This is a genomic window from Thermococcus sp. GR6 (assembly GCF_012027415.1).
Taxonomy (GTDB): domain Archaea; phylum Methanobacteriota_B; class Thermococci; order Thermococcales; family Thermococcaceae; genus Thermococcus; species Thermococcus onnurineus.
This window is the reverse complement of sequence record NZ_SNUM01000001.1, coordinates 835,288-853,225: the sequence shown is the minus strand read 5'-3', so window position 1 is coordinate 853,225 and position 17,938 is coordinate 835,288. Positions and strand designations below refer to the sequence as shown.

The 17,938-nt window shown below is 52.6% G+C and carries 19 protein-coding genes; 3 read left to right on the top strand and 16 right to left on the bottom strand.

Annotation, left to right across the window (positions count from 1 at the left end):
- Positions 1–6 precede the first annotated feature (6 nt).
- The 16 genes from E3E32_RS04730 to E3E32_RS04655 form a co-directional block, all read right to left on the bottom strand.
- Positions 7–492, bottom strand: a complete 486-nt coding sequence (locus E3E32_RS04730; RefSeq protein ID WP_167730536.1) for a Na+/H+ antiporter subunit E — start codon at positions 490–492, stop codon at positions 7–9.
- A complete protein-coding gene (locus E3E32_RS04725) occupies positions 489–881 on the bottom strand; it encodes a sodium:proton antiporter (RefSeq protein WP_167730535.1) in 393 nt (130 codons plus the stop codon). Before E3E32_RS04725 ends, E3E32_RS04730 begins: the two co-directional genes overlap by 4 nt.
- Positions 878–1,651, bottom strand: a complete 774-nt coding sequence (locus E3E32_RS04720) for an MnhB domain-containing protein (protein WP_167730533.1) — start codon at positions 1,649–1,651, stop codon at positions 878–880. The genes E3E32_RS04725 and E3E32_RS04720 overlap by 4 nt, the downstream gene beginning before the upstream one ends.
- Entirely contained in the window at positions 1,652–1,906 is a 255-nt protein-coding gene (locus tag E3E32_RS04715) for a hydrogenase subunit MbhD domain-containing protein (RefSeq protein ID WP_167730531.1), read from the bottom strand.
- Positions 1,899–2,255, bottom strand: coding sequence for a monovalent cation/H(+) antiporter subunit G (gene mnhG / locus E3E32_RS04710; RefSeq protein ID WP_167730529.1), 357 nt, complete (start codon positions 2,253–2,255; stop codon positions 1,899–1,901). The genes E3E32_RS04715 and mnhG overlap by 8 nt, the downstream gene beginning before the upstream one ends.
- Entirely contained in the window at positions 2,252–2,536 is a 285-nt protein-coding gene (locus E3E32_RS04705; RefSeq protein WP_167730528.1) for a monovalent cation/H+ antiporter complex subunit F, read from the bottom strand. Before E3E32_RS04705 ends, mnhG begins: the two co-directional genes overlap by 4 nt.
- 4 nt (positions 2,537–2,540) lie before the next feature.
- Complete coding sequence (locus E3E32_RS04700) at positions 2,541–2,807, bottom strand: hypothetical protein (protein ID WP_167730526.1); 267 nt, start codon at positions 2,805–2,807, stop codon at positions 2,541–2,543.
- Positions 2,797–3,597 (bottom strand): NADH-quinone oxidoreductase subunit B family protein, encoded by an 801-nt coding sequence (locus tag E3E32_RS04695; RefSeq protein ID WP_167730524.1) that lies wholly within the window; start codon positions 3,595–3,597, stop codon positions 2,797–2,799. Before E3E32_RS04695 ends, E3E32_RS04700 begins: the two co-directional genes overlap by 11 nt.
- Complete coding sequence (locus E3E32_RS04690; protein ID WP_167730523.1) at positions 3,594–4,211, bottom strand: NADH-quinone oxidoreductase subunit I; 618 nt, start codon at positions 4,209–4,211, stop codon at positions 3,594–3,596. The genes E3E32_RS04695 and E3E32_RS04690 overlap by 4 nt, the downstream gene beginning before the upstream one ends.
- Positions 4,211–5,962 (bottom strand): NADH-quinone oxidoreductase subunit C, encoded by a 1,752-nt coding sequence (locus E3E32_RS04685; RefSeq protein WP_167730520.1) that lies wholly within the window; start codon positions 5,960–5,962, stop codon positions 4,211–4,213. Before E3E32_RS04685 ends, E3E32_RS04690 begins: the two co-directional genes overlap by 1 nt.
- Before the next feature lie 3 nt (positions 5,963–5,965).
- On the bottom strand, positions 5,966–6,874 hold the full coding sequence (locus E3E32_RS04680; RefSeq protein WP_240910564.1) for a respiratory chain complex I subunit 1 family protein: 909 nt from the start codon (positions 6,872–6,874) through the stop codon (positions 5,966–5,968).
- Between the two features lie 4 nt (positions 6,875–6,878).
- Positions 6,879–8,855, bottom strand: coding sequence for a complex I subunit 5 family protein (locus E3E32_RS04675; RefSeq protein WP_167730518.1), 1,977 nt, complete (start codon positions 8,853–8,855; stop codon positions 6,879–6,881).
- 6 nt (positions 8,856–8,861) lie between these two features.
- Positions 8,862–10,313, bottom strand: a complete 1,452-nt coding sequence (locus tag E3E32_RS04670; protein ID WP_167730516.1) for a hydrogenase 4 subunit D — start codon at positions 10,311–10,313, stop codon at positions 8,862–8,864.
- Between the two features lie 14 nt (positions 10,314–10,327).
- A complete protein-coding gene (locus E3E32_RS04665; protein ID WP_167730515.1) occupies positions 10,328–10,825 on the bottom strand; it encodes a 4Fe-4S dicluster domain-containing protein in 498 nt (165 codons plus the stop codon).
- A 5-nt stretch (positions 10,826–10,830) separates the two neighbouring features.
- Positions 10,831–12,900: a formate dehydrogenase subunit alpha gene (gene fdhF, locus E3E32_RS04660; protein WP_167730513.1), complete on the bottom strand. Its 2,070-nt coding sequence runs from the start codon at positions 12,898–12,900 to the stop codon at positions 10,831–10,833.
- A 407-nt stretch (positions 12,901–13,307) separates the two neighbouring features.
- Positions 13,308–13,859 carry a TetR/AcrR family transcriptional regulator gene (locus E3E32_RS04655; protein WP_167730511.1) on the bottom strand — a complete coding sequence of 184 codons (552 nt, stop codon included), beginning with the start codon at positions 13,857–13,859 and terminating at the stop codon, positions 13,308–13,310.
- A gap of 281 nt (positions 13,860–14,140) precedes the next feature.
- On the opposite strand from E3E32_RS04655, the gene E3E32_RS04650 reads away from it, so the two are divergent.
- The 3 genes from E3E32_RS04650 to hypF all read left to right on the top strand — a co-directional run bounded on the left by E3E32_RS04650 (position 14,141) and on the right by hypF (position 17,896).
- Positions 14,141–14,386 (top strand): HypC/HybG/HupF family hydrogenase formation chaperone, encoded by a 246-nt coding sequence (locus E3E32_RS04650; RefSeq protein ID WP_167730992.1) that lies wholly within the window; start codon positions 14,141–14,143, stop codon positions 14,384–14,386.
- Position 14,387: 1 nt separating this feature from the next.
- Positions 14,388–15,491, top strand: a complete 1,104-nt coding sequence (hypD, locus tag E3E32_RS04645; RefSeq protein ID WP_167730509.1) for a hydrogenase formation protein HypD — start codon at positions 14,388–14,390, stop codon at positions 15,489–15,491.
- A gap of 92 nt (positions 15,492–15,583) precedes the next feature.
- On the top strand, positions 15,584–17,896 hold the full coding sequence (gene hypF, locus E3E32_RS04640; RefSeq protein WP_167730508.1) for a carbamoyltransferase HypF: 2,313 nt from the start codon (positions 15,584–15,586) through the stop codon (positions 17,894–17,896).
- Positions 17,897–17,938 lie beyond the last annotated feature (42 nt).

Below are 17,938 nucleotides of genomic sequence, written 5' to 3'. Positions count from 1 at the left end.
CTCACCTCACTCGAATATTCTCTTCGCGAACCTCTCAAAGTCTGCCGAGATTTCTCCCTTAGCCTTCTCAGGGTCCAGAGTCGTCACGTCAATCCAGTTCACATAGAGATAGTTCTCGTCCATGTCCACCACAACGGTTCCGGGTGTGTTGGTTATGGAGTTCGCCACGAGGGTCTTGGCGTAGCTCGTCTCGACACCAATAGGCACCTTCACAATTCCGGGGTTGTAGTTGCCGGTGATAGTCCTGATTATGACGTCTATGTGGGACTTCGTTTCTGCCACGAGCATATACCAGAGGAAGTACACGAGTCCCCACAGCCACCTCACTGGATTCATGGCCTTGGCATCATTCTGGACAACGTATTTCCCCATCAGCAGCCCCACTCCTATTGCCACAACTGCTCCAGTGAACAGGTCGTAGGGGCTGCTTGAACCAGAGAAGATTATGTACGTGATGAACGCGAGCAGGGCCGTTGAAATGACCCCCCTCATTCCTCACCACCCCTCTTCGCTATCTCCCTCACGTCGAGCGTGCCGTAAAGGCGGTAGAGCTGTATCGCCAGCACCGCGAGGAGCATGTTTACTGCCATTCCTATGACGACGGCGGTAATGACGAGCGCCTGAGGAAGCGGGTCAACGGCAGAGCTCACGAACCCTTCCAATGCTTCCTTTGAGAGCGATGGCAGTATCGGTGGGGCGATTGGATAGGTGAGGCGGTAGCCTATGAGAACGACCATGACGTTGACGGCATCGCCGAGTATCGTGAGGGATATGATTTTCTTCAGCATGTTCGGTCTAGCGATTATGCCGTACAGCGATACCGCCAGCGTGAGCAGTAAGACGACCCAAAGGTAAGCCCACAGAAACTCTGAAGTGGTCATTTCTTCACCCCCAGGATTTTCTTGAACTTCTCCTCTGGTATGCTCAGGAGGAGGAATACCGCCGTGAATCCAGCGCCAACAGCCAGGAACTCGAAGAAGTTGTAGTAGATTAGGGAACCACCGATAAGCTGACCTCCAATCTCAGCTGGGAATATTGGCTGGTTCTGCATGATGAAGCCGCCGCTGAGGAGGGGAACCAAAGCAACCAGGGCTATGCCAAGCAGTCCGATGGAACGAAGGATTAAAGCTCTGGTTTTGTCCATACCGTGGCCTTCCAGAGTGTATTTTGAGTATGCCGCTATTATGAGGAGTGGTGCCACAGCCAATGCCGAACCGCCCTGGAAGCCTCCTCCAGGCGTTAAGTGACCGTGCAGGGCTATTGAAGCTGAAACGGCAAGAATCATGACGACGATAACTTTAGTAACGTCCTTCACTATTGGCGTCAGCTCGGTTGGAGTGCTTTCAGCCTTCTTGACTTCTTTCTCCTGCTCCCTGGTGAGCCTGAAGACGGTCAGGCTGCCTATTATTGCGAGGAAGAACACTGCAGTCTCGAAGAGCGTGTCAATGCCACGGTAGTCCCAGAGGATTGAGGTGATAACCTCCGGACTCCTGGCAGAGTAATCCCCGAAATAGCTGTTTTCAAGGTAGAACTCGCCAAGGGGTCTAACTCCAGTACCCTCACCGAAGACCTGGAGAGAAACCACGGCGTAAGTCATGAGCGCGGCGAAGGTCAGGATTATAACCGCCGTGATGAGGCCTTTGCCCCTCATTCACACCACCTCGTACCTCTCGGTCTTGCTGATGGCGAATATCAGCAGGGCGGAGTATATTCCCACGGCTATCGCTATGTAGGCGAGAACTATGTCCGGCGCCATTAGGATGTAGAAGGCTATGGCGTAGGCTATTGCCTGGACGGAGGAAAAGCCCACTGCCTTAAGCAGATCCCTCTCCATCACCGCTAGATAGCTGGCTATGAATCCCAGGATGAGGGCAAGGCTGAGGATGAGCAGATGAACTTCAATCACTCTCCCTCACCTCCCCGAGGTGGTCCACTTTGGGCTTCCACTCTATGAGCTTGGCCCTGTGGGCGGCGTAGGCCAAAGCGTGGCTTCCAGCTGGGGAAGCAAGGAGCACTATCACCCCGGTGATGAAGCTCGCTCCCGCTATGGCGTACCTGTTGGGCAGGAAGTCAGCACCGAGGGCAAGCAGGGCAACGCCGAAGAGCGGAACCGCTGCACCGCCAATGATACCCACGGTCGCGGCGTGCAGCCTAACGTAGAAGTTAGGGAAGCGGAGTAATCCTAACGCTCCGAAGAAATCGCAGAGGGCGCCTATGACTATCAGGAGCGCCCCTATGTAGAACAGAGCGCTCATGCTCCCACCTCCTTGCTCACCAGGTGCTTGGCGATGTAGATATCCAGCAGATAGCCCCACAGTGCCAGAATCATCGCCCCGCTCACTAAGTAAACGCTCTTGAAGTAAACCGCAAGGATGGCCATGAACGCTGCTACATCGAAGGAGAGACAGTCAACGGCGAGGATTATATCCGCTATCGTTGGGCCCTTGAAGGCTCTGACGGCATAGACGATGAAAGCCAGCAGATAAACCGGTATCACAAACTTCATCAGGAGGAAGAACTGGGACTCAAGGCTCATACCCTCACCTCCTCACTATCTTGAGCTTGGCGTCCGCCCCAAGCTCCTGGGCGACCTTTAAGAGGAGCTTCCTATCGTCCTCGGGCAACCTTTCCACTGGTATCAGTATAAGGTCGCCTATAGACAGGTCTATCTCGTTTCCCTTTGCCCCGAGGCTCTCCTTGATTATCTCGACGCTTTTCTCATTCAGCGTGCCTATTTCCTCTAACACAGCAATGTCGCCAGCGAAGTGTGCCATCGCCTTCGAGACGTAAGGTGGATTAACGTACACCAGCTTTAACAAGTGCCAGGTGCCTCTTTTCGTAGGCATCCTTCAACCTCCAGTACTCGTTTTCGAGGAACCTTATCGCGAACTTCACACGGGAGTCCTTCTCCCTCAGGAAGTAGCCGATGACTAGCTCGTGGAGCCTCTCCCTCGGGTTCTCGCTCTCCTGGGCCTTTTTCACGAGGGCCATGAAGTCCTCGAGAACCTTCTCCCTGTCGAAGTACCCCACGACGCGCCTCAGGGATTCTCTGAGCGTCAGGTAAATCCTCTCCTCAATCGGTCTCTCTGGAAGAACGAACTCAATCTCGTCTGCGTAGTAGTACTCGCCCTTCATCTTCTTCTCCTTCAGGCCGAGAAGCTGGGCCAGTCCATATAGTATCTCCTCTGGACTCGGTGGGCATCCTGGTATGTACATGTCGGGCTTTTTCCCGTACTCCGCCAAAAGAACCTCTATTCCACCCGTCCTGAGCCTGTCGCTTCCCCTCTCCGGGTTCGGGTTGTAGATTGGGTAACCGTTGTAGAATATACCGCCACTGGACGCGCAGGTGCCTATGGCCACAACTATCCTCGGCTTCGGCGGCATCGCCTCGTAGGCGGCTTTGACAGCGTAGTAAGTCTGCCTCGTGAGTGGGCCTGAAACGAGGAGGGCATCGGCATGTCTTGGACTCGGCACGAGCTTTATTCCGAGCCTCTCGGCGTCGTAGTAGGGCGTGAGCACGTCGAGTATCTCTATGTCGCAGCCGTTGCAGCTCCCACTGTCAACGTGGAAGACCCAAACGGACTTCAACCCGCTCATCTCCTCTCACCCATCACCTTTGAGCCTCTCGGATAGAGGGAAAGGAGAAGGCTATCCGCATAGGGCCCTTGAACCGCCAAGGTCTTGGCGCTCTCCTCCATCCTGCACTCCCTGCAGAGAAAAGCCCTCTCGGCTATGCCGTGCTGGTCAATAACTTCCTTTGGAAGAATCTGGAACATCTTCTGTATCTGCCTCTCGGTGAACTCCTCGTACTGCCTACAGCGCGGGCATCTGTAGAGCTTGTGGTCAACGACCTCGATGAGGTCCTCCTTGTTCGGCGTCGCTATCTCGAACCTCGTTGTGCCCTGCATCGCACCGGTTGGACAAACCTCGACGCAGCGATGGCACCTTATGCAGCGCGCGGCGTTGAAGACTATCCTCTTCCTCCCGTTCTCGAAGTCCCACTCTATCGTGAGCGCGTCTGGTGGACAGGCCCTAACACAGGCGCCACAGCCAATGCAGAGGTGAGGGTCTATGTGGGGTATGCCCCTGTACTCCGGCGGCTTTTCGATATCAACAAAAGGATAAGGAGTCGTGACGGGAGCCTTCTTAACGTCCTCCTCTGGCCGCTTCCAGAACTTGAGCCTGTCGGTGAACGAAATCGCCTGGGCCATCAGGCCACCCCCTTGCCCTTCTGTATTGAGAGCATGTTGAACTGCTGCTCGTTCAGGGTCTGGGCCTTTCCGGTCTCAACGTCCACTATCTGAACCCTCTCCGTACAGGAGTAGCACGGATCTATGCTCGCTATGATGAGCGGGGCATCGGCGACGCTGTAGCCCTTGAGCATCTCTGGAACGGCGGGCAGGTTGTTGTAAGTCGGCGCCCTGACCTTCCAGCGGTAGACCTTGTTCTTCTTGTCAGTCATGACGTAGTGGATGACTTCACCCCTTGGAGCTTCACTGTAACCAAGACCCTCTCCATACTCCGGGAGCTCTCCTATCGGCACAAAGACGTCTCCTCCGGGCATCTGGTCAATGGCCTGCTCGATTATCCAGATGCTTTCGAGCACCTCGTCCATCCTGATGAGGAACCTTGCCAAGACGTCGCCCTCCTTGTAGACTGGAACCTTGAAGTCCAAATCCTTGTATGCCGCGAACGGCTGGTCCCTTCTAATGTCAATGTTCCTCCCACTGGCCCTGCCGTTCGGACCAAGGACTGAGTAAGCCTTGGCCACCTTGTACGGCAGAATCCCAACTCCCTCAGCCCTCTTGACGAAGGTTGCTGTACCGGTCGCTATTTCGATGAACTCTTCGACCTGCCTCCTGAGCTCCTTGATCTTCTCCATTATCATCTCCTTGCGGTAGTCGAGGAAGTCCCTCCTAACTCCTCCGACGATGTTGATTCCGTAGGTCTTCCTGTTTCCTGTGAGCCTCTCTGCGAGCCACATGACGGGCTCTCTGACGCGCCAAGCGTGCATGAATCCCGTGTCAAAGCCCGTCAGGTGAGCCGCAACACCAGCCCAGAGCATGTGGGAGTGAATCCTTTCTATCTCCAGCATTATCGTCCTTATGTACATGGCCCTCTCGGGGATTTCAACGCCGGCTATGTTTTCAACCGCCTGGGCGTAGCTCGTCGAGTGCTGGAAGCCACAGATTCCACATATCCTCTCGGCTATGAAGAGCACCTGATTGTAGGTCAGTCTTCCCTCTCCTATCTTCTCAATTCCCCTGTGGGAGTAGAAACCGCGATAGTCAACGTCAACCACCGTTTCCCCCTTGACGAATATCCTGAAGTGGGCTGGCTCGTCGAGCGCCAGGTGGTACGGACCAATCGGAACCGTCATCGTGTCGGGCGGCCCGGGCTTGTAGTAACACTTTGGAGTGTCCATTGGCGAGGCCTTGTAGTCATGGTCCTTCCTGAGCGGGTAAACACCCTCCGGCCAGTCCTCTGGAAGAATGAGCCGCCTCAGGTCGGGATGGCCTTTGGGGTTGAAGCCAAGCAGATCATAGACTTCCCTCTCCGCCCAGAGGGCTGCTGGAAGCTTCGCGGCTATGGAGGGGAACTCCGGGTTGTCCTCGTCGAGGTAGGCCTTCAGAATAACCCAGTAGTTCCTCTCCCCGTTTCCAGGCTCAACGGCAACGTTTATCACCGGAGCGTAGGCGAACTTTCCGGTGATGTTCCTCTCATCGGTTCCTATTCCCATCGAGAAGTGGGTTTCTTTCAGCTCGGGATGGTTGTGCCAGTGGAGGACCATCTCCGGAAGTGCCTCCCTATCAACGACGAACAGGTACTGGTTCCTCGTCAGCTTCTTGCACTCGAAGATTACCCTCCTAAACTTCTCCACGAATTCCTTTAGATGACCATCCTCAAGGACGTCCTCAACTTCAGCCGATCTGCATCCACCCGCACACACGCTGCACTCCATAATTCACCACCCCACCAGCGCTATTATCAGGACAGCAAGGGACATCAGGAAGACCTTCTTGTTAAGGGAAACCGCCTGGTCGATCCTCAGGCGGGCGTTTGCAGCCTCAACGGCCACGGCAAGCGAATAAAGCAGAAACGTAACGACCAGCTGGGCGACGAGCAGTGCCATTGAGCTTGTTATACCGAGAGACCTCATGGCGGGAATCACAATCATAGACGCCAGCAACCAGAGCAGGACAACCCTCTTGACGAGCAGGGCGTACTTGAAGACTCCGAGGAGCCTTCCGCTGTACTCGGTGAGCGGGCCCCCGATTACTTCGGTTTCTGCCTCAGCTATGTCAAATGGAACGAATCCGCCCTCAACGTAGACCGTGTAAGCCAGCAAGATGTAAGCTAGGGCAACGGAAAGCGAGAGGTTAGCACTGAAGGGCATCTCAGCGACGTTGAGCGTTCCAAGCTTGAATGCCAGGACACCGAAGACGACGGCCAGCACTGGCTCAATCGAGAGTATCAGCATGACCTCTCTGTGTCCGCCTATGTGCGAGAACGCGTTCTGGACGGAGAAAGCAGCAAGTATCATCACTACGCTGACCATAGCCATGACGTAGAAGAACACTATGAGGCTCTTTCCAAAAGCCAACACCGGCTCGCTTCCAAAGGGAAGCATTAGGCCGCCGGCAATGGCAGATGCCAGGGCTATGTACGGGGCCAGCCTGAAGATTGGGCTGTCAGTGGGAAGCACTGACGACAGCTTGAGAAGCTTTTCGAGGTCGTAGAACGTCTGCATTATAGGCGGTCCTCTCCTGTACTGAATCCTCGCCTTTATCCTTCTCCCTATTCCGTCAAGGAACGGTGGAAGGAGGAAGAGGACGATTGGAGCGGCGATAATGCTTACGTAGTCCATCACCATCACCTCACAACACAAGAAGTGCGAGTATTATCACCGTGGTCAGCATTGAAGCCAGGAAGAGCTCGTTCATGGACACCGAGATGCCCGCTGCCAGCACGGCGATGTTTTTGACTAGATCCATCATCGGCGCGAAGAATGCCTCGTCCAGGTACCTGACGGTGCGGTGGCGAAGCTCGTCAAGGGTGAAGGAGCGCTTCTTCTCCCTGCCGGTGTAGACGAGGCCCCTGGCGAGAACGAGGTAGACGGACATCAGAGCAGAGAGAAGGACTCTTCCGACCTTGCCAGCGGCGCTTCCAAGCTTGTAGAGGCCCTCCATCTCGGTAAAGTACTGCCTGTAATAGTCCCTGGCCTTCGCTCCATACCTCTCCTCCGGCAGGAAAAGCGCTCCAGTGTTCCAAGGTTTGACATCGAAGGTCTTTGGCCTGAGGACGAAGTACGAAGCAACTGCAACGAATGAAACCACAAGGAGAAGGGCTATCGGCGAGAAGTAATCAAAGCCTGTGGATATTGAGCTCATGGTAACGGCAACGCTTCCCTTCACTGAAATCGTCAAGAGTGGATAAGCGATGACAGGGAACACTCCAATGACGAGCGAGATTAAAGCCAGGATTCCCTCACCAAGGAGCATGCTCGATGGCACTTCAATAGCATTTTCAGTCCACTTGTTTGGCTCGCCTCCAAAGGCAGAGGTGTAGAGCTTGAGCGAATATGCCAAGGTTACGGCGCTCATAAACACCGCCATTACGGAGCCAAAGACGAAGAGGCCGATTCCAGAGTAGTAGCCGGCCTGGTAAATCATCCACTTAGAGAGGAAACCGCTGAAGAGGGGCACTCCAGCGAGGGAGAGCGCACCTATGACGGTGAAGAGCGACGAGTACGGCATTGCCCTCCTCAGACCGCCCAGCTCGTTGAGGTCAGCGGTTCCGGCGGAGTACTCGAAGTTGCCCGAGATGAGAAAGAGCAGCCCCTTGAAGAGGGTGTGATTGAAGGAGTGGAAGACTCCGGCGAGGAAGGCCAGGTAAGCCAGGCTCTCCATGCCCATCGTCAGGAAGACCATACCCATGCCCACCGCGAACCAGATGTAGCCCATTTGTCCAACGCTTGAGTACGCGAGGAGTCTCTTCGCGTGGGTCTCTCTGAGGGCATAGAGGGTTCCGAAGGTCATGGTAAGTATGCCGACGATAACGAGAACGTAACCAATGCCTTCACTGCATGGCAGGGCATTGCAGAGGAGCCTTATCAGACCGTAAACCGCCATCTTCTCCATGACGCCGGCCATCAGCGAGGCTATATTGCTGGGAGCGGCTTCGTAGGCATCGGGCACCCAGAACTGGAAGGGCACGCTTCCAGATTTCGCAAGGAACGTCACGAGGAACATCGCGTAGAGCAGCTTGAGCTGGACTGGAGAAAGGGAAGATGCAACCTCCTTGAGCGTGGCGTAATCAACGCTGAAGCTTCCAGTGGCGGAGTAGATTATGCCGAGGGCCACGAAGAGGGGCACCGTGTTGGCGAGCTGCATCGTGAGGAGGTATTTAATTCCAGCGTCCTGCTCCCTCCAGCTCACGAAGACGAAGGAAGTTAGGGTCATCATCTCCCAGAAAAAGACGAACCAGAGCAGGTTTGACGTCAGAGCCACGAATACAATCGACAGCACGAACGTGCCGTAGAGGAGGGTGTACGCCAGTGGTCTTCCGGTATCTCTGTGGACTTCCATATATGAAATGGAGTACACTGAAACCACAAGGCTGAGCAGGGCGATGATGAACATGAACGGGAGGGAGAGGCTGTCTATGATTAGGGGAATGCCCAAAAAGCTCTCCTGAACGGGAAGCCCCCTGGATAGGGCATGGGCAGCTATGCCCAGGAGGGATAAGGATGCTATGGCTGAGAAGACGCTCGAAATCTTAATGCTCCGCTTAAAGTCCCCAACCAGGCCGGAAATCGCTGAGAGCGAGTAGAGCGCGATCGGAATTTCCATCATCCCGCATCACCCCATGAACCCTATCTGAGTCACGAGCTTCACGCTTAGGAACGGCGCAACGATGGACAGGACTATTAGGACTACGAGGACAAAGCGCATCAGCGGGGAAACTTCTGCACTCTCCTGGAGGGGCTCGCTGAATACCATCCTCTTAATCCATCCGAGAGATACCGCAAGGAAAACCGTGGCATCGGCCAACACTAGGAAGAGCGGAATCCAGCCAACCCAGCTGGTTATTGAAGACGCGTTCATGAAGAGATACGCCTTGCTGAAGAACAGACCGAGCGGAGGAACTCCAGCCAGGCCGAGAAGGGCTAAGAACCAGCTTGCACCAACGACCGGAACGAGCTTTCCGAGGCCCTTAATCTTCTCCATGTCGAGCGTTCCAAAAGCGTAACTGAAGGTTCCCGCGGTGAGGAAGGCAAGACCCTTGACGAAAGCGTGGTTAGCCAGCTGGAACATGGCCGCCTGGAGACCATAGACAGAGCCGAGCACGGCATAGAGCACGCCAACGTACATCACTCCTGCCTCTGCTATGGTTGAATAAGCAAGGAGTCTCTTGGCGTCCTTCTGGAGCGGGTAGTAGAGAATTGCTATGAGTAAAGTTAGCGACACGAAGACGAGCATAACGTAGAAAGCTGTCTCCGGAATCGGTTGCATGAACTGGGTGACCCTGGCGAGCAGATAGACGCCCATCTCAACCATTGCTGCTCCATGGAGGAAGGCGCTTGCCGGTGTCGGCGCTACCATCGCGTCCGGAAGCCATGAATAGAGTGGGAACTGGGCGCTCTTGGTAAATGCCGCAACCATTACGCCAAGAAACACGAGAAGTTTGAGCTCATCATTCAGGTTCTGGAGCGCATAGATGCTCAAATCATGGAGCTTGAGGATGCCGATACCGACGGTAGTATAAAGACCAACCATCGCACCGAAGTTCGGCACGAGCAGAGCCTTGTATGCAGCCCTCTCGGCTTTTGGGCCCTTATAATACCCAACGACACCCCAGCAGGCGAGTCCCATTATCTCGAAGAATATGAGCAGCTGAAGCGTCGTGGAGGAGTATATGAATGCCAGCGTAGCCCCAACGAAGATGACCATCCAAGCATAGAACCTGCCCTTATCAGAGTAGACAGGGTGCTGCTTGTTCCTCTCGCTCATGTAGTCCACCGCGTAGAGAAGGAACAGCACGCCAGCCAAGCTCACGACAAAACCGACCAAAACGCTCATTGGGTCGATTATAACGCCGTAGACCTCACCGAGGGAAGAAGTTTCGAGGTAAACGATGTGATGAGCGCCACCAATCTTTAGGTATTCGAGGACTCCAACCAGATTAGCCAGGAAGGAAGACACAACGGAGATAAGCATGAATACATCGGCCTTTCTACCGTCTAATTTGAACAGGAGCGGACCGAGGAGCAGTGGAATCAAAAAAGATATGATGAATGGAGAGGTGTTCATCTCGGCACCTCCTTTCATCTGATGATGTAGGCCTCAAGGACGTTGGTTCTATCCCCGATGTCCTTAAGCTCGGCGACTATCTTTCCTTCTCTGGCCCAGAGGACATCGTTTATGTCGCCGTACTTGAGGGCCTCAGTTGGGCACGCTGAGACACAAGCTGGAAGCTTTCCTTCGGCTCTCCTGTGGGCACAGAGGTCGCACTTGTCCATTATCTTGTTGTACTCGTCTATCTTTGGAATGCCAAATGGACAGGCCAGACCGCACATGAGACAGCCGATACACTTGAGGGGGTCGAGAACGACTGCGCCATCATCGTCCTTGGAGAGCGCGTTGACTGGACAGACCTCCATACACGGGGCCTTTTCACAGTGGCGGCAGTTGAAGGCGACGCTGGTCAAGTCAGGGAACTCAAAAACCCTAATCCTCGCTTCTCCATGCTCCATTTCACAGGCGACTTCACAGGCCTTACAGGCAATGCAGCGCTTAAAATCGATAAATATCTTCTTGCTCATTTAAATCACCCCTCAACCTTGGAGATCCTACATGCGGCCGTCTTCAGCTCCGGCATCTTGGCGTATTCGTCGAGGACGTCCGTAGTCAGGTAGTTGAAGTCCCAGTGCCACGGCGCGGCAACGACACCCTCCCGGATGTGCGGTGTAACCTTGGCCCTGAGAACCAGTGCTGCCCTCCTAGTCTCGACCTTTACAAGGTCACCGTCCTTTATGCCGAGCCTCTTCGCGTCGTTCTCGTTGATTTCAATATACTCACCAGGCCATCTCTTGTTCAGGCTCTTGCTTCTGTGGCTCATAGTTCCAGTGTGGAACTGACCAACGAACCTGTAGTTGGTGAGCCAGAATGGGTAGTCCTCATCGGGAACTTCACCAGGCTCTTTATATTCCACAGGAATGAGCTGAGCCTTTCCATTTGGCGTGAGGAAGCCCTGGACAAAGAGTCTTGGGGTCTCGATGTTCTCGTCTGGACATGGTATCATACACCCTTTGAGGTTCTTCTTGAGCCTCTCTGGTGTTGCACCGGTGAGGAATGGGATCGTTCTGTTTATCTCTCTCAGGATGTCGTCTACATCGGAGTAGTTGAAGTACTCTCCGAGACCGAGCTCCTTAGCGAGCATAACAAGGATTTCCCAGTCTGGTTTGGCCTCTCCTGGCGCATCAGCAGCCTTGAAGCTCCTCTGAACCCTTCTCTCAAAGCTTATGGCAGTTCCATCCTTCTCGAACCATGCAGCCGCTGGAAGGACTATGTCAGCGTATCTCGCAGTCTCAGTGAGGAAAATATCTTGGACGACAAGGAACTCGATGTTCTTAAAGGCCTCCTCGACCTTCTTAAGGTTTGGAAGGGCCTTAGCAGGGTTAGTTCCCATGACGTAGAGGGCCTTGAGCTTGCCCTCAAGGATTGCGTCGATCATCTCAACGTAAGTGATTCCAGGCTTCTCCGGAATCTTGAAGCCCCACACTTCCTCAATTCTTCTCCTGTGCTCCTCAGCATGAAGCGGGAACTTTCCTGGCAGCCCGTCTGGCTCAACCCCCATGAGTCCAGCGCCCATACCGTTGTGGGCACCTGGTATCGCTCCAGACATAACGCCCTCCTTTCCGAAGTAGCCGCAGAGAACCATCATCTCAGTGAGGGCCATAACTGTCCTCGTTCCGTTGGCGTGCTGGTTCACTCCCTCGTTCGTCAGCAGGGCGGCAGTTCCAGCCGTTGCAAAGGTGATTGCGGCCTTCCTTATGAGCTCGGCAGGAACGCCGCTGACCTTCTCAGCCCATTCTGGAGTGTACTTTTCGACGGTCTTGGCGAGCTCCTCAAGGCCCTCCGCGCGCTCCGCCACGAAGTCCTTATCGTAGAGCTCCTCGGTGATTATGACGTTGAGCATAGCCAAGGCAATGGCAAGGTCGGTTCCAGGATATGGCTGCAGGTGCATGTCCGCGTACTTGGCTGTTTTCGTTTTTCTTGGGTCAACGACAATGAGGGTGGCGTTGTTGTCGAGAATTGCCTTCTCAATGTACTGGCCGAAGAAGACCGGATTAGTTGCGGCTGGATTGTATCCCCAAAGGACGATGACTTTGGCCTTAAGAATGTCCTCGAAGGGGTTCGTCAGGCCGGGGTGTCCAAGAACCATTCCTTTACCTGCAACAGCCGTTGACTGACACATCCTACACACATATTCAATGTTATTGGTTCCCAAAGCCCTTGCCAGCTTCTGAAGAACGTAGTTCTCCTCTATGGAGCACCTTTCACTTCCGAGAAAGGCAAGAGCCTCTGGACCATACTTCTCCTTGATTTCACTGAGCTTCTGTGCGATTTCCTTAATAGCCTCTTCCCAGCTTATTTCCTTGAACTTGCCTTCACCCCTCTCGCCAACCCTCTTAAGGGGCTTTTTAAGCCTGTCTGGATGCCTGAGGTGCTGGAAGGCTGCGACACCCTTTGGACAGAGCTTGCCGTGGTTCCTGATGTCGTGGTCGTAGTCGAACTCGATCTTCTTTGGGTAGCCATTGACGTTTACTATGTAGAATCTACAACCAACGGAACACCACGGACACACCACTGATACGAGCTTTTCTGCCATATGCATCACCAACCCGTGATGACTGACTAGTCAGTTTATTCAGATGGTGTGAGTAATGGACCATTTAAATAATTTTCTCTAACATTATGTTGTACACATAATTGATTTTCCAGTGTAAATTTATGACCATTTAGTCATATAGTGACTAAAAGTGTGGATTTTTCAGTCTATAGAAATCATAGTATTCAGATCAGCATGATAATGCTAAAATTCGTAACAATTCACATATGCATGACAACAATTTGAATACCAATTACTAGATGGACACGAAAAGGCACCCAAAGTTAAACGGATATCTAATCAAGCGTCAATATTGGTTAATAATTGTATTTACTTTCGTTCGCACTTCCATTAGGATGCATAAAATAGTTCAATAACCAGCAGAATATCCAAAAAATTATTCATAAAAAGTGCTAGTTTTTCAAGCTTTTCTCTATAAGCTGGATGAGTTCCGAAACATAATCAACATCGGGGATACACGAATACTCAGCAAAAACAAGTCTCGAAAATAAGGCCCCATAAAACGCCTTAAAAACAACCATGGCAGTTTTTTCATCCACGTTTGCGAGCTGTGATATCTTCTTGGCACCTTTGGAAATCGCCTCTGTGCAGAATTTCCTGTGAATTTCCTCAACCTCTCTTATCTTACCCTTAACAGCCAGCGTGTAGAAAAACAGGGATCTCAGAACAGGATCGCAGTAATATACGATGTACGCCTTTGCAATACTGTGCAGAAAATCAGTGAGGTCCTCATGCTCTTTTTCAAGCTCCTCTCGTATTGCTGAGTATGGCAGAGACTGGAGAGCAACGATTTTTATCAATTCCTCTTTACTCTTAAAGTAGTTGTAGAAAGTGCCCTTAGCAACTCCAGCTTTCTCAACGATTTCATCAACGGTGGTCTTATCGTAGCCCTTCTCGGCAAAGAGTTCTTCTGCAGCTTTCAATATCCGTTCCTTAGTGTCCATCCCCAGCACTCCCCGTATAGTACTGACTGCGAGGTCATTGGCGTTATATAAAAAAGTTACGGCAATTTAAATAATTCAATTCACTCAATAGAATAATTATAATTCCTAAAGGATATCAAATCTGCTATTCTTTGGAATTTTTGATTTGTGAGTGTGATCAGGCCTTAAGTTAGAACTAGAATTCGCAGTTAGAGAATCCTCCCTTTAGTTGAGGTTATATGAAATTCTTTTTTATGCAACATTTAAAAAGTCCCGGACAAACCTAGAAACAGGTGAGAAAAATGTGTCTGGCAGTTCCAGCTAAGGTTCTTGAGATCAACGGAAACGTTGCGATTGTTGATTTCGGGGGCGTAAAGAGGGAAGCTCGCCTTGATTTGCTTCCTGATGTTGAGGTTGGCGATTACGTGATCGTGCATACAGGCTTTGCAATAGAGAAGCTGGACGAGGAGCGCGCTAAAGAGATACTCGAAGCATGGGACGAGGTGTTCAGAATAACCCGGGGCGAGGAACTCCCACGGGGGTATTGAGATGCTCGAGAAGTTCAGGGATCGAGGACTGGCCCAAAAAATCGTTAAAAAAATCCACGAAGAGGCAAATGGTCTCGAAGAGGTTCGTTTCATGCACGTCTGCGGAACCCATGAGGACACTGTAACGAGAAGCGGAATCCGGTCACTACTTCCAGAGAATGTCAAAATCGTCAGTGGCCCCGGCTGTCCCGTCTGCATAACGCCGGTCGAAGACATAGTCAAGATGCAAGAGATAATGCGCCAAGCTCATGAAGAAGGCGAGAGAATAATTCTCACGACATTTGGGGACATGTACAAGATACCAACCCCAAGAGGAAGCTTCGCCGACCTAAAGAGCGAAGGCTATGACGTTAGGATAGTATATTCTATCTATGATGCATACAAACTTGCCAAGGAAAATCCCGACAAAACAGTGGTTCACTTTAGTCCAGGTTTTGAAACCACCACTGCACCGGCCGCTGGGATGCTCAACTCTGTTGTTGAGGAAGGGCTTGAGAACTTCAAAATATATTCCGTTCACCGCCTAACGCCCCCCGCAGTTGAAACTCTAGTGAAGCAGGGCACAAAGTTCCACGGATTAATAGATCCCGGCCACGTCTCAACGATAATTGGGGTCAAGGGATGGGAATATATAACCACCGAATATGGCATTCCGCAGGTTATAGCTGGTTTCGAACCAGTGGATATGTTACTTGCGATTCTGCTACTCCTTAAGATGGTCAAAGCTGGTGAAGCAAGAATCATCAACGAGTACACCAGGGCCGTCAGATACGAGGGCAATGTTACAGCCCAGCGGCTTGTGGACAAGTTCTTTGAGGTTAAAGACGCCAGATGGCGTGCTCTAGGTGTGATGCCCAAGAGCGGACTCGAACTCAAGAAGGAGTGGAAAGAGCTGGAGATAAGGACATACTATGATCCAGAAGTCCCGAAGCTTCCCGACCTTGAAAAGGGTTGTCTTTGCGGTGCCATTCTGCGCGGATTGGCACTCCCTCCACAGTGTCCACACTTTGGGAAGACCTGCACTCCAAGACAGCCGATAGGGCCATGCATGGTGTCCTATGAGGGAACATGCAGCATCTTTTACAAATATGGGGCTTTGTTCTGACACCAGAGGTTCAAAACTCCTTCCAAGTTTTTAACTTTTGGTTTTAGAAACCTATAAAGACTGTAAAAACCAAGAAGAAAGCGGTGAGAGGAATGAAGGCTTACAGACTTCACGTTCAGGGCATCGTTCAAGCGGTTGGATTCCGACCGTTCGTTTACAGGATAGCTCATGAGCATGGTTTAAGGGGCTACGTCAAAAATCTCGGCGATGCAGGTGTTGAGATCGTCGTTGAGGGTCATGAGAAGGATATAGACGCGTTTCTGCTAGATCTGAGAGAGAAGCTCCCCCCTTTAGCTAAGATCGAGAAGATTAAAAAGAAGGAGATTCCGATTCAGGGCTTTGACCGCTTTTACATCGAGAAGAGCTCCCAAGGAGGGAGCGGAGGAGACTCGATAATCCCGCCAGACATAGCCATATGTGAGGATTGTCTAAGGGAGCTCTTCGACCCAACCAACAAGCGCTATATGTACCCATTCATCGTCTGCACTAACTGCGGCCCGAGGTTCACAATTATTGAGGATTTACCTTATGATCGCGTGAACACAACAATGAGAGAGTTCCCGATGTGCGACTTCTGCGAGAGCGAGTACAAAGATCCCTTGAACAGGCGTTACCACGCCGAGCCCGTCTGCTGTCCGGTCTGCGGGCCGAGCTACCGGTTATACACCAACGACGGTGAGGAGCTCATAGGCGACCCGCTGAAAAAGGCCGCGGAGCTGATAGATAATGGCTACATCGTGGCCATCAAGGGGATCGGCGGGATCCATTTAGCCTGCGACGCGACGAGGGAAGATGTGGTTGCCGAGCTAAGGAAGAGAACCCACAGGCCACAGAAGCCCTTCGCAATAATGGCGAAGGACGTGGAAACTATAGAGGAGTTCGCCTTCATATCCCCGGAAGAGCTAGAGGAACTGAAGAGTTACAGAAGACCCATCATGACGCTCCGCAAGAAGGAGCCCTTCCCGCTTCCGGAAAACCTCGCTCCCGGCTTGCACACCATCGGTGTGATGCTCCCCTACGCCGGCACCCACTACATCCTCTTCCACTATTCCAAGACTCCGGTTTACGTCATGACCTCCGCCAACTATCCGGGCATGCCAATGGTCAAGGACAACGAGAGGGCCTTCGAGGAGCTGAAGGACGTTGCCGACTACTTCCTTCTCCATAACCGGAAGATACTCAACCGGGCTGACGACAGCGTTGTCAGATTTGTCAACGGGAGGAGGGCAGTTATAAGGCGTTCCCGCGGCTTCGTCCCGCTTCCAATAGAGATCCCCTTCGACTATAGGGGATTGGCGGTCGGTGCAGAGCTCATGAACGCCTTCGGAGTGGCCAAAAACGGTAAGGTTTATCCGAGTCAGTACATAGGAAATACGTCGAAGGTGGAAGTCCTTGAGTTCATGCGCGAGGCGGTGGAGCACTTCAAGAGGATTCTCAGGGTTAGGGACTTCGATTTAATCGTGGCCGATCTCCACCCAAGCTACAACACCACCAAGCTCGCCATGGAAATGGCCAATGAACTCGGCGTCGAGTTCCTGCAGGTCCAGCACCACTACGCCCACATAGCCTCGATCATGGCGGAGCACAACCTTGACGAAATAGTCGGCATAGCGGTCGATGGAGTCGGATACGGAACGGACGGGCACACGTGGGGCGGCGAGGTGATCTACCTCTCCTACGAGGATGTTGAAAGGCTGGCGCACATAGATTACTATCCACTTCCCGGCGGTGATTTGGCGAGCTACTATCCACTGAGGGCTCTGATGGGAATTTTAAGCAAGGTATACGGCATAGAGGAGCTGGAAGAGGTAATAGAGAAGTGCTGTCCAAAGGCCATCGAAAGCCTCCGCTACGGAAAGGTTGAATTCAACGTCGTCCTCACCCAGCTGGCGAAAGAGGTAAACACGAGTTACGCATCATCTACGGGCAGGGTGCTCGATGCCTTCTCTGTTCTGCTCAATGTAGCCTACAGAAGGCACTACGAAGGCGAGCCGGCAATGAAGCTTGAAAGCTTCGCCATGCGCGGCAAGAACGACCTCGGCTTCAGCGTTCCTGTGGAGGGCGAACTGATAAAGGTGGAGGAGCTCTTCCAGCAGGCGCTTGAGATCAATGCCTCTCCTGCGGACGTGGCCTATTCAGTTCACCTGGCCCTTGGAAGGGCATTCGCAGAGATAGCAGTGGAGAAAGCCAAAGAGTTTGGGGTTAAGAACGTCGGAATCAGCGGCGGTGTTGCGTTCAACGAGCTTATCGTGAAGACGGTGAGGAAGATAGTGGAGGCCAATGGTCTGAGATTCTACTCGACCTACGAGGTGCCGAGGGGCGACAACGGAATAAACGTCGGTCAAGCCTTCCTCGGTGGACTTTACTTGGAGGGATATCTAACGAAGGAAGACCTGATGCTGTGAAAAAGTTAAAGGTGTTCACCATCAAGATGAATATGGAGGGGT